This window comes from Longimicrobiales bacterium, from assembly GCA_028823235.1.
Lineage (GTDB): Bacteria > Gemmatimonadota > Gemmatimonadetes > Longimicrobiales > Gaopeijiaceae > UBA2589.
The window spans coordinates 178,985-192,080 of sequence record JAPKBW010000005.1; the positions used below are offsets into that span (position 1 = coordinate 178,985).

Below are 13,096 nucleotides of genomic sequence, written 5' to 3' on the forward strand. Positions count from 1 at the left end.
TGAATCGTGAAGGCCCTGAAGGGGCCGCATACCTTACACTGACGCTCCGGCTAGGGCAACGAGCAAAGAACACCCCCACCGGGAAAGAAATCCCAACTCAAGGCCACGGATGTCTACAAACGGAACCGATAGCTCAGCTTCACGAAAAGTCCGTCCTGTGTCGCCTGGACATCCTCGAAGCCGAACGCGGTCGCGTCCTGCATCTTGCGTGTGTACCCGAAAAAGAAGACGGTCCCTGGGGACGGCTCATAACCAATGAGTCCCTCAACCCGGAAGTCATGACCCTCTGAGCCGGAGCGAGCCACGCAGCGCCCCTCGAAGCAACCGTAGAGCGGGAGGCCTGTCTCCGGGTCTCTGAGGTCTGTGCTCACCTGAGAGCCGTACTCAAAGATCCCGCGCAGGAAGAGTGCTCGGGAGAACTGATACTGAGTCCGGATCCGCGGGATGATGGCCTCGGAATGCTCGACGCCGTCCTGCTCACGATTAAGCCGGCTGTACGTCACTCCGATCTCAGCAAGCAACGCGCTCGTCGGGTAGAGATTCATACTCACTCGGCTGGACATCGATTTTGCGATCTCCACAGCGACGCCGTACCTGCGATCAAAAATCGGCGTGTCGCTCCAGGTCAGCATAGCGTTCCCGCGGACGCGTTCCCATTTGTTGATCCAAAGGCCCGTCGTGACGCTCTTCAGCTGACCAAAATTGTCTTGACCAGGCCGGAATGCATCGAACGATCCGTCCGGATTCCCGACGAACATTCCCTCGTACTGCTCCGGCTGGAATTCGAACATCTTCAGCTTGTAGTTTGCCCAGACGGTGATGTTGTCCTTGAAACTGAAGCGGCTGTTGAGCTGGATCTCCCCCTCCCCCATGCCCTGCCCGTCCCAGAATCGGTCGTGGTCCCAGTAGCTCTTCACTTCAAGCGTGGGATTGATTTGCTCCAGGAACGCGCCGCGACCGCCGAACCACGTGTACGATGCGCGCCCATTCGCCTGCGTCGTTCCAATGCGCTGAAAGAAACCACTGCCCGGGTCAAACAGCGGTTGCGTGTCCTCAAGTTCCGCGTTCATCGAGAACGTCCGACCCGCACGCTCGAATCGGAACGAACCCATCCGACCCTCAGACCGCTCGGCCAGATTCTCGTTGTTGGTAAAACTCTGCGCGCCCATCAACGTGAACGTGTAGCGCCCGCCAAGTTGAATCCGAGCGTCCGCACCACCGACACGATTGAAATCGGCCGACGAAATCGTGCGGTCGGTGTAAACGGCACCCATGGTAGACGACGCTCCAATGTCGGCCCGCGCGCGCACGAGGTTCACATAGACGTCCGGTCCATCGGCAGAGAAAGTCTCATCAATGGCGCCGAGGTAGCCCATGTTCAGACCGCCCACTTTCCCTGTCAGTTTTCCGCCGGCGATCGGGTTCTCTACCGTCCGGGTGTAAACCAGCTGCTTGGGCATCCCGAATATCTCTGTCCCTTCGAGAAAGAAGGGACGCTTCTCTGGATAAAACAGAGCGAAGCGTTCGTTGACCTGCACCTGCCCGGCATCGGCCTCGATCTGGCTGAAGTCAGGGTTGTAGGTCGCATCGAGCGTGAGGTTGGAGGTCAGGCCATATGTGGCGTTGAAGCCGAACTCACCTTCGGGGTCCTGATGATTGAAGTCGCCGAGCTCGTCGATCTTGCCGCCCCTCGAGCCTGTCAGGAACGGATTGATCTCCATGAACAGGCCCATGTCCAAGTTACGAAGCCCCGTCAGCTTGCCAGCCTGCGTGAGCTTGTTCGCCACGTCTCCGGTGATGGGCGCCCAAGAGCTCTTGTAACCGTTCCGCTGGATGTTGCGCTCGACCTGAAGTCCCCAGACCTGCTCGTCCAGCTCCGGAAAACGAAGGCTCTTGAACGGGATCCTTATCTCCGCCTCGTAGCCCCACTCCGTCAGGTGCGCGCCGGAATCCCAGAGGAAGTCGGGGTTCTGGTCGATCGGCGACCCGAAACTGCCGTGGCCGCGACGGCCAGTCCCACCGCCACTTTCGTTCCAGAGGCCGTCGTGCTGAACGCCGAGCGGGTTCACCGTGAAGACATAGGCACGCCGCTGATCGTCGAAAGTGTCGAGCACGAAGCGGATATAGTCATCAGAAAACGTGAACGAATCGCGCTCCGACAATGTGGCCCGAATCTCGCTCGGATTCTCGTCGTAGGCCCGGACAGCGAAGTAGATCGCGTCCGAATCAACCAACACCAGCACCTCGGTGCGCTGTGAGGCCGCGGACCCTTCGATGGGATCGTACTGGGTGAAGCCGTCCAGGAGAGCAGCCTGCTCCCAAGACACGTCATCGAGTCGGCCGTCAATGTCGATGTCGGCAGATTCGACTGAGGGCGTCGCTACTTCGATCTGTGCGGCGGCCCCGGTATAGCGTGCGGCCGCGGTCGGCTCGGGCTCGGTGCCCGCGACGGGGCCACGTGGCCGAGCAGGGTCATCTCCGCCCGATGTGAGTATGGCGGCCGCGACGGCCACCTGAAAAAAGGACTGGATCATCTATATCATCTTGTTAGTGGTGCGTCTTTCATAAGCTTGTGATATCGACCTAAATCATCTGGGCGAGACAAGTCTGCAGCCCAAGCCTGTTGTATAGTGTCGGCTGAGAAATGACACGCCGTACATCTTCCGTGCTGAGAGCCACTCTCAAATGACTCGTAGAGAACGTTTCACCAATGACGAGGCTCAACTTCTGCGGTCCGCGTTCCGGGACGGCGAATCACTCGCCTGTCCTCGATGCAAAAGTCCTCTCGACCGCCGAGCAGTTCCGCCCCGCCCCGACGTCTCTTACGTGAGAGACCGAGTCTGGGTTTCGTGTGCCGTATGTCACGCAACGATGGTGCTGGACAGGCGACAGCCCGAATGACAGGAGAACTGCGCGTCATCGCTTTCGCGGGCACGAGACTGATTATGAAAGTCGAGGGTGACACGCTTCGGTTCCCGCAGTTCGACGAACTTGAGGCCGCAATCGGCGGGGATATGCTGTCGGCTGCAGGCCTGCCCGCAGCCGACGGAGGCTTGACCAGCGAGTCGCTCATCTCTCTCCCGGAGAACTTAGAGTTGCCTGGGAACTTTCGAATCGACGGGCTTCGCGCCGCGTATCACGCGCTCAACAAGGCCGACTTCCGGGCGGCGGGCCGGGCTCGCCAGATCATCGAGTGGCACAGAACGCACCGATTCTGCTCGCGATGCGGCACCGCAACCGAGCGCGAGCTGCGGCAGGATTCGATGACCTGCCCGTCCTGTGGGCAGAGGCACTTTCCGCGCGTCGCGCCAGCAGTGATCGTACTCGTGCAGCGAGGGCGCCAGGCGCTCCTCGGGCGCTCACCCCACTTCACGGAGGGCGTCTACTCGACCCTGGCGGGCTTCGTCGAACCCGGCGAGTCGCTCGAGGAATGCGTCCACCGCGAGATCGCCGAAGAAGTCGGTGTCCGAGTCGGCAATCTTCGATATTTCGCTAGTCAGCCGCACTCCTTTCCTAACTCACTCATGGTCGGCTTCGTCGCTGACTGGATCGAGGGTGGGATTCAGATCGATGCGCAGGAAATTGAGGACGCGCGCTGGTTCGACCGGGATCGGCTACCGACCCTGCCCCACCCGATGTCGATCGCCCACGCCTTGATTAAGGACTTCGTGGAGCGAACTGCACCCTAGCGCCATCGCAGTCCGAAGCGATGGGAACCGCCCTCATACGCATTAGGGGACTCCGGATCGCCGGTGTATTCCTTAAAGGGACGGAACGCCCACTCGATCGTGATCTCATCGCCCCAGAACGCAAGTCCGGTCGTAAACGGCTTGGCCTCACTACCGCCGGGGACACTCTGGAATCCTGCCCGCACGACGAACGTGCGACCCTGCACCGGCCAGTACCCGATCTCGACGCCCCCGCCGTAGGTCACCTCGTCATCGGCGAAGCCGAGGTTTGCGGCATAGCCCAAGTCGAAGATCCCGACCTGCTGACCATACCCACCCGCACCAAGCACGACCTTCGCTAGTCCGGCCCCCGAATCGACAATCGGCTTTTTTCCGAGATCATGGACTGTCAGTCCGATTGCCAGAGGCCCTACGTCCCGAGCCACCCCGATATCGAACAGAACGACGCTCTGCCGATCGCTATCGACCCTCTGGTCCACGAGATCGACCCCGATGCCGAGATCGATGTCGAAGAAAGTTTTTCGGGCATATCCGATCGTGGCTACCCTCTCGGAGACCGGAACGGATCCGAAACCGAAGAGGTGATCCTGACCCGCCGGCGCGGCGAGCACGCCAGCCCCGAACGCACTGTACTGCAGCGTCCGCACACCGATGCCGACGCCTCCGCCAAGCCACTGAACCGCCGCCGACACCGTGGCCGAACTGCTGTTGGCACCCCACCGCTGGATCTCGAAGCCGACGCCCGACGCTCCAGCAAGCAGGGCGGGATGGTAGAAGAGAGCGTCCGCATGGCCCGCATTCATAATGTATGAGTCACCGAGGGCCATCGCTCTCGTCGAAGCAGGCAACTGGGTGGTCTTCGGCAGTACACCAGCCGTCTGCGCACTGACTTCAGTGGCTGTGACTCCAAGCATCAGGGCGAGAACCGAGAGCAGGCCCGAGCAGCAGAGGTCGAACGTCTGCGTCCGCGTAGAGGAGATCATCAGCTGCCCTCCACACGCGCGCCGAGGAATCCCGGATCCAGGTCACTGAAGCCAACCTGATCGATAATGACCTCTCCCGCGTGCACTTGGTCGAAGACGAAGCTGATCTGGGTGATCTGCCGCACATCGAGTGATCGATTGTCCGCCAGGAAATCCCGCAACGGAATTGAGTAGGTCTGTAAAATCATCTCCCAATGCGTCTGGAATCGGGCCGCCTCGCGGTCTCCTCTCCGCATTACGTACGTATCCAGAGGGCGTCGCACTGCGCCATACTCACTCAGCGTTACGCGAGCCATTCGCCCGGACGAGTCGAGCAACTCAATGGAGAGATCCACATCTGGGTCTTCCTCCTCTTCGTCGTCATCCCCTCCACGACCAGCGGCGTCCGTCTCATCGTCCTCGTTGTCCTCCTCTTCTTCCTCGTCATCCTCCGAGGTCGGCGCTTTCCGCGGTCCCGGGACGTCGTTTGTCGGGGCAAGCATGAAGTCCAGCGTCGAGCCCGCCGAGAGTCGCCAGTCCGCCGCGAGTCCAGCGGGCAGGCCTAGCGTGTATCGTGCGGTCGGGCCGTGGGCCGTGGTATCTGGGCCCGCCATCCGGTTGTTCCAGCCGACCGTAACTCCCTGATTGTCCTGGGAAGCTGAGGTATTGGCCCGATTACTGGAACGGAGGAGCAGGTTCGCCTCTTTCCATGTGGCGAGGGAGTCACCAGCAATCGTCACGCCGTGCTCACTTCCACTGGTGACGTCGATGTCTTCCTCGAAATCAGCGAGCGGCCGAAACGCGCTGGTCTCGAAGCGGGTGATGTACATCGTTTCCGGAAGCCACTCGCCAATGACCCGATGATCGCGAAAGATCGGTAGGTAGCTCTTGTCCCCTCGCGTCACGACCTCGAGAAAAGCCGAGACATAGATCTCGGCGAACCGGCGCTGGTCCTCCTCTGGAATCAGGCCACGGAGGTCGAGGATCCGTGCGCTGCGAGGGCCACTGTCGTGTGAGCCCCAGACGCTGTTCCACTGACCATGGTTCGCGCGATAGACGTACACCGCGGACTTGAAGTTGAACGTATCAGGGTCATTGAACTTCATTCGATCGTAGATGCGGAGACCGTGGAAGCTGGTCACGTCCCCGTCGTGCGACCCATGGAAGGTCAGGTAGCTCATGTCCTCAACGACCACGGGACGGCCGGTCGGGAGATACTGCCCGTCGACCGGTGCAATCGAGATGATCCCCTTGATGTCGTATCCGAAATCGAACTTGAGGGAGGCGTCGTCCGGGTAGTGTGTCAGGTCGTTGAACGCAGCCGCGTTCGCCACCGCTTCTCCACCCCGGGAGTGACCCATGAGCACAATATTGCTCATGTCGACCTTGCCCTCGAACGGATTTCCAGCCTCGGCGTTGAACTCCTCGAATAGCTGCACATGGCGCAGGAGGAACCACCCGCGCGCGTCATTCTCACCGCGAATGCCGCCGTTGATGAAGTTCTCATCCACGCTCACCAAGATGTATCCACGACTCGCCAGCAACTCTCCGAAGTAGTCGTACCCGGGGTCGGAAAAGTCCCGCATGTCGTGGTTTCCGTGGACGACCAGAACCAACGGGAAAGGCCCTTCACCATCGGGATACCACACCCGCGCGTTGAGGGGCATCTCCTTCGGCGTGAAGTCCCAGTAGTCGTTCCGTTCGGACGCCGAGGCTCCCAGGCTCACCATCTTCGACACGTCCACAGTCGGCGTCGTGATCGCAACCGAATCCCTATACTCGGGACGGTTCTTGTCCGTACCAGAGCCGTAGTAGAGCGCCTGCACTCCGAACGAGCCGGGCTGGCCGGGGTCGGGCGCCTCGAGGATCTGCCGAGCGAGCACCACATCGGCATCGCTCGGCGTCAGCTTGAGTGCAGGCGTGCACGCTGTCACGCCCAAGATCGCCACCGCGGACCACTGAATCACTTTCGTCATGGAAACCATCATGGCGTCCCCTTCGGAGGCTGGCAATCAGATGTCGGGTTGTTTAGCCTTGGCATCTGAAATTGCCCAGCACATGGAGTAAAGAATGGCCAACCCAACGGTCACAATTGAGACGAATCACGGCACCATCGTTGCCGAGATGTTCATGGACGTCGCGCCGAAAACCGCCGGCAACTTCATTGACCTCGCAAAAAAGGGGTATTACGACGACCTCGTCTTCCATCGCGTGATCAGGGATTTCATGATCCAAGGTGGTTGCCCGGACGGAAGGGGAACTGGTGGTCCCGGCTATAGCATCCCGGATGAATTCGCGCCTGGCCTCACGCACGACGTCGCGGGCTACTTCTCGATGGCGAACTCGGGCCCGAACACGGGCGGATCGCAGTTCTTCATCACTCTTGCCCCGACCACGTGGCTGGATGGCAAGCACGCGATCTTCGGCAAGGTCACCGCTGGCATGGACGTGGTCGAGGCGATTGGCGTCACAGAGACCGGTATGGGTGACCGCCCTGCCGACGACGTCGTAATGAAGAGCGTAACGGTCAGCGAGAGCGAGTAGGCCGATCGCCCGCCAGTGACACGACTGCGCAAGACGCGGTTCTCTTGCGATACTGAGGCCGGACTCCGAAAAGGGTCCGGCCTCTCGTGTTGGCGGCATCGCTGCGAGCGCGTCGTTTTATCCACAATCCGCAGCTAATGCGAATCACACTGCCTGCCGTGTAGTACGCACCGACGATTCCTGACACGTATCGGGTGTCGGTCGCGATCGTCCTTCGACTCGCTTCTTCTCAGCCAATCGGCCGATCCATCTGGCCGATTTTGTATCCCTGCGGAGGTTCTGCGCCAAGAAGGTGCCGTACGAAGTAATCCCAGCGCCTCCTCATCATGTACGGCTCATTGCCAAAACCATGTCTGCGATTGGGCAACAGGAGCATGTCGAAGTCCTTGTTCGCCTCAATCAATGCATCCACCACGAGCATCGTGTTGGACGGGGGCACGTTGTCGTCGACGGTCCCGTGAGCGATCAGCAACTTCCCACGCAGGTTCTCGACAAGAAGCTGGTTCGCCTGATTGTCGTAATTCGTAGTCCCGTCGGGATACTCTTCGAGCAGGCCCTGCCACTTCTCGCCCCAGTCGTCTTCGTAGTTGCGGTTGTCATGATTCCCTGCCTGGGACACGGCTACCGAGTAGAAATCCGGGTAGCGCATGATTGCGTCAGCGGCGGCGAAGCCACCTCCCGAGTGCCCGAAGATCCCGACCTTGGACACGTCGATCCATTCGTGCCTCGCGGCGAGCTGCTCGATTCCACCCATCTGATCCGGCAGTCCGTTGTCGCCCATGTTTCCGTAGTAGGCCTCATGAAAAGCCTTCGAGCGCATCGGGGTGCCCATCGCATCGAGCTCGATGACGACGAAACCAAGCTCCGCGATCGACTGGAGGTCCCGGTGCGAGGCACGAAAACTTCGTGAGCCCACTGAACCGCTCTGGGGGCCAGGATAGAGGTAGTTCACGACCGGATACTTCTCGTTCGGATCGAAGTCGAGTGGACGGAACATCAGTCCATACAGGTCCGTCTCACCGTCTCTCGCCTTCACGCTGAACGGCATTGGCGGCTGCCAGCCTGAGGAAACCAGCCGCGATGCATCCGCTTCTTCGAGCGTCATGACCTCGTCACCATCACGGTCTCGGAGGACCGTCACGGTGGGGATCACCGGCGTGGAGTAGGAGTCCACGAAGTACGCCCCGTCCGGCGAAATCGACACCGCGTGATTCGCGCTGTCGGGGGTGAGGAGAGAAACATCGCCATTGTCCAGCCCGACCCGGTACAGGTACTGGAAGTACGGGTCGCCTGGCTCTCTCTCATTCCCCATAAAGGTGACCGTACGGTCTTCTGCGTTGACCTCCCGCAGGTCGAGCGCGTTCCAGTCGCCCTCTGTGACCTTCCGCTTCAGCGCACCAGTCCGGGAGTCGTACAAGAAGAGGTTGCCCCAGTTGTCGCGCTGCGAGAACCAGAGGATCTCGTTCGACGCCGAGAGATAGCGCCAGCCGCTTTGCGACTCGTAGAACGTCTCCTCGACCTCCTCGAACAGGTCGCGGACGTCGCCTGTGACAGCATCAGCTGTGCGAACGCTCGCGACCTTGTGGTCACGGGAGGACGACACGAAAACGAAGTGTGACCCATCGGCACTCCATTCGAGATCACCGATTCGGCCGCCACATTCGATGTGGTCGCTGCACGTCGAACGATGCTGGTCAGGGTCCATATCCAGCCGAACCATGTGGTCCCCAGCCGGGCGATCAAGATCGAGTACGACCCGAGACACTCGAAAAATGACCGTGTCTTCGGGCATCGGATAACGCCACGCATCGAGCTCCGGATGTCCGACACCCGTAGTCGTCAAATACATCATCCCGACACCGCGGGAGTCGTGCTGGAACGTCGCGATCTTCCGCGAATCAGGTGACCATGTCATGACGGGCCGGTCACGACGTACCCAGCCAGCGTTGTTGGTCCCGTAACCGAAGTCCTCGATACCGTCCGTGGTCAGCTGCTCCTCCTCTCCATTGTCGCGGTCACGGACCCACATGTTGTGCTCGCGGATGAAGGCAGCGTAGCGGCCATCGGGTGACGCGATCTCATTCGCTGTTGTCGGTGTCCGGGTCGGTTGCTCCGAAGCACATTCATATTCGGCGAGATCGCACCGGAAGGTCCCCTGTCCCCGGAGCTCAAGGGTCACATCGTGACCTTCGAAAGTCATCGACGTAATCGGAAGGGCGAGTGGCTCAAGAGACACTCCTCCCGCAGCCGTCAGCGCCGCCGAAATCCGGTCGTGATCGAATGCTCGACCTTTCTCCTCAGACTCCGGTTCGACGATGACAAACTCACCGCCGCCGGGGATGGTGTTCTGATACCAGAAGCGACCATCGGGCAGCCAGTGGGCGCGCACGGCGGCGCCATACAAGAGGGGGTTCGTCTGCGCACCGAGAAATCGCTCCGCGCGGGCATAATCGTCGGCCGTCAGCTGCGTCTGCGCCCGAGCCAAGCCAGGGACAGCAACGAAGAACAAGACAGAAAAAGCGACACTGCGCCGCATGGCATCCTCCAGGAGATTCCGTACCACACAAAAAATGGCGAGCCGACTGAGAGCCGCGCTCCCATCCGGCCCGCCTCCTTCCGAATCTGACGCCGCTCCGTTGGGCCGGCAACGCGCGGGTCGGGGACTCAGCTTACCGGTGAACGGCCTTCCGCCAAGACCACCGGCGATCACCCCACTCATTGTGTTCTCCAATGACTAAGAGCGAGGTTCGTCTTTTCGGTACAGAAAAACCGCGACTCTGATCCGTTAGGCGGACGCACTGGACCCACGCGGGCGCGGCCGGTACGGTTTCTCCCTGAGATACGTCCACTCCGGAGTCCCGTCATGACCCGCACAGTTCGCGTAGCGTACATGTTTGTCCTCACCGCGGTAGTCGGTGCACCCTCTCTGTTCGCCCAGGCCGTGGACAAGCGCCCGCTCGAGATCGCCGACTACAGGCTGTGGCGTACCATTGAGGGAGTCGCAATTTCGGACGACGGTCGCTGGACGGCTTGGACGTACAGCAAGGTGCGGGGCGACGACACGCTGGCAGTCCGGAGCCTCGACACCGACGCCCGCCACGACATTCCGCGAGCATCGGACGGGATGCTTTCCTCTGATGGCGCATGGGTCGCGTACTCGCTGGCTCCCGACTTCCGCGAGATCGAGACGCTCGAACGTGACGGTGACCCAGTGCCCCGTCAGGCCGGCCTTATGAACCTGCTGACGGGCGAGTCGCTCACCTGGGACGACGCGGACTCCTTCGGCTTCTCTGAGACCGGCAGCCATTTCTTTGTGAAGAAGCGTCAGACGAACGACGACGCAGACCACGACGGCACCGATCTGATCCTCCGGAATCTCAGAGAAGGATATCAAGAGCTCGTTGGCAGCGTGGCCGACCTCGCGTTCAACGACGCCGGCACCCACCTCGCGTTTACTGTCGACACCGAAGGCGGAGACGGGAACGGGCTCTACCTGGTCGATCTCGCCACAGGTGCCCGGCGTGGTCTGGACAACAGCAAGGACCGCTACGCCCGCCTGACCTGGTCCGAAGACGGATCCTCGCTCGCAGTACTGCGCGGAACGACCCCCGACGGAATGGTCGAGCGGGAGAACACCGTCGTGGCATTCGCGGGCGTCCGGCTTCCCTCCCCTGCCCGTTTCGACTTCTCGCCAGATGTACCGGGCCTGAACGAGGGATGGGTTATCAGCGAGAAAGGCGGCGTGGTCTTCGACGAAGACGCGAAGATGATTTTCGTAGGGACCAAGCCGCAGGAGACCGAATTGGATGAGTGGTCAGACGAAGACCTGCCGCTCGCAGACGTCAACATCTGGCACTGGGAGGACGACCGGATTCAGGCGCAGCAGCAGCAGCAGCTTCGGCAAGACCGGAATCGCACCTACGTGGCGTCTTTGCGCCTCTCAGCCAGTCAGCTTGTCCACCTCGCGGACGAGCAGATGCGCTCCGTCGAGATCAGCCGGAACGGGCGTTGGGGGATGGGCCGTGACGACCGAGCATACGTCTCTGACTGGGAGCCTCGAATCGCGGATTACTACCGCGTCGACCTGGCTACTGGTAACCGCACTCCTGCCCTGACTGCCCATCTCTCGACGCTCGGCATGTCACCGGATAGCGAGCACTACCTCTACTGGAAAGACGGGCAGGTCTGGGACTACCAATTCGATGACAACCGGCACGTGAACCTGACCCTGCAGGGTGGCGTCGACTTCACGAACCAGCAGTTCGACCGTTTTGGCGAAAAGCCTCCTCACGGCATCGCGGGCTGGGCGGACGAGGGTGAAGGAGTGCTGCTGCATGACCGGTTCGACGTCTGGCTACAACCGTATGACGGGAGCCCGGCGCGGAATCTGACCAACGGCTTCGGCACGGAGGAGGAGATCCGGCTCCGGTACGTCCAGACCGATCCGGACGAGCGCGAGATCGACCTGGATGAGCCGCTCCTCTTGGAGGCCTACGGTGAGTGGACCAAGAGGGAAGGCTTCTTCGAGCTCGATGGAGACGACCTTGAGGAGCTGACCTGGGAGGATTATCGCTTCGGCAATCCGGAGAAGGCGGAGGACGCTGACCGGTACCTGTTCACCGTTCAGAGCTGGGAGGAATTTCCCGATCTGTGGGTCAGCGATGGCGATTTCGGAGACCGCGACCGGGTATCCGTAGCGAACCCTCAGCAGGACGAATTCCTGTGGGGCAGCCGAATTCTCTTCGACTACACGACGGATGATGGCATTCCGCTCCAGGGGACGCTCGCGATTCCGGAGACGTACCAGGAGGGTGACAAGCTGCCGATGGTCGTGCGCTTCTACGAGAAATACTCCCAGGACCTGCACGCCTATCCAACCCCGATCTACCGGCATCAGCCGAACTTCGCCGGACTGGTCAGCAGCGGCTTCCTGCTGATGCAGCCCGACGTGCACTTCCGCCTCGGGAGTTCACACTCCGACATGCTCGAAGCAGTCGAAGCGGCCACGCGAAAGGTCATCGAGATGGGCTATGCCGATCCCGAGGCCGTCGGACTGAGTGGCCATTCCTACAGCGGTGGTGGCAGCGCATACATCGCGACGCGCTCTACCATGTTCTCAGCCATCGCCCACGGTGCTGCCCCGATCAACCTGGTGAGCGAGTTCAATCAGCTCTTCGTGGGAAGTGGCCAGAACAACCACAGCTACGACATCTACGGACAGGGCCGGTACGCATCGAATCCTTATGACGACTTCGATCTCTACTGGAGCGAATCGCCGATTTCAGGCGTCGAAACCATGGATACACCCGTGCTCTATCTGCACGGTGAAGAGGACCCGACCGTAAACTGGGAGCAGGGACTGGAGTGGTACAACGCGCTCCGCTTCCTGAAGAAGCCGATCATCTGGCTCTCGTATCCCGATGAAGGGCACGGCCTCCGCAAGCTCCAGAACCGCATCGACTTCCAATACCGACTCCAAGACTTCTACAACCATCATCTGAAAGGGATGGCGGCGCCGTCATGGATGACCGACGGGGTGCCACAGGTCGACAAGGACCAGCACTTGAGGGAGTACGCTCCCAGAATTTTCAGGCCGAGGTTGATCGGATAGGGGGCCGATGACGCAGCCGAACGCACATACCGCTGCGACACCTGAACGACATCTCGGTGTGGGGGGCTCTTCTGCTGCTGGATTGGTGCAGCAGCGATCCCACCACACCGCCGGAGCCCGACACTCTGCCGAAGTACCGAACTGCGGGGACCTGACGATAGATCTGACGGTCGGCTGACCTTCCGACTCAGTTCGCGGTCGAATCTCCCGGTCCTTTCGGACCTGGCTTCCCACACAACTCGTCGGCACCCGCCCTCAGTCGACGCAACGCCTCTTCCCGTCCGAGCGCG

General features: G+C 60.9%; 7 protein-coding genes. 3 read left to right on the forward strand and 4 right to left on the reverse strand.

All coding sequences use genetic code 11. The annotated features are described in order from the left end of the window. Positions 1-113: 113 nt before the first annotated feature. Positions 114-2,534 carry a DUF5916 domain-containing protein gene (locus tag OSA81_04635; GenBank protein ID MDE0898283.1) on the reverse strand — a complete coding sequence of 807 codons (2,421 nt, stop codon included), beginning with the start codon at positions 2,532-2,534 and terminating at the stop codon, positions 114-116. Positions 2,535-2,858: 324 nt separating this feature from the next. On the opposite strand from OSA81_04635, the gene nudC reads away from it, so the two are divergent. Continuing rightward, positions 2,859-3,689 carry an NAD(+) diphosphatase gene (gene nudC / locus OSA81_04640; protein ID MDE0898284.1) on the forward strand — a complete coding sequence of 277 codons (831 nt, stop codon included), beginning with the start codon at positions 2,859-2,861 and terminating at the stop codon, positions 3,687-3,689. Here the strand turns inward: nudC and OSA81_04645 are convergent. Next, positions 3,686-4,672, reverse strand: coding sequence for a hypothetical protein (locus OSA81_04645; GenBank protein MDE0898285.1), 987 nt, complete (start codon positions 4,670-4,672; stop codon positions 3,686-3,688). The genes nudC and OSA81_04645 overlap by 4 nt on opposite strands. After that, positions 4,672-6,627, reverse strand: a complete 1,956-nt coding sequence (locus OSA81_04650) for a hypothetical protein (protein ID MDE0898286.1) — start codon at positions 6,625-6,627, stop codon at positions 4,672-4,674. The genes OSA81_04645 and OSA81_04650 overlap by 1 nt, the downstream gene beginning before the upstream one ends. 94 nt (positions 6,628-6,721) lie before the next feature. Between OSA81_04650 and OSA81_04655 the strand changes: the two genes are divergently transcribed. Next, on the forward strand, positions 6,722-7,195 hold the full coding sequence (locus OSA81_04655) for a peptidylprolyl isomerase (GenBank protein ID MDE0898287.1): 474 nt from the start codon (positions 6,722-6,724) through the stop codon (positions 7,193-7,195). Positions 7,196-7,424: 229 nt separating this feature from the next. Here OSA81_04655 and OSA81_04660 read toward each other — a convergent pair whose 3' ends face one another. After that, positions 7,425-9,731 carry a DPP IV N-terminal domain-containing protein gene (locus OSA81_04660; protein ID MDE0898288.1) on the reverse strand — a complete coding sequence of 769 codons (2,307 nt, stop codon included), beginning with the start codon at positions 9,729-9,731 and terminating at the stop codon, positions 7,425-7,427. 327 nt (positions 9,732-10,058) lie between these two features. Between OSA81_04660 and OSA81_04665 the strand changes: the two genes are divergently transcribed. Then, entirely contained in the window at positions 10,059-12,806 is a 2,748-nt protein-coding gene (locus tag OSA81_04665; GenBank protein MDE0898289.1) for a prolyl oligopeptidase family serine peptidase, read from the forward strand. The last annotated feature ends 290 nt before the right edge of the window (positions 12,807-13,096 follow it).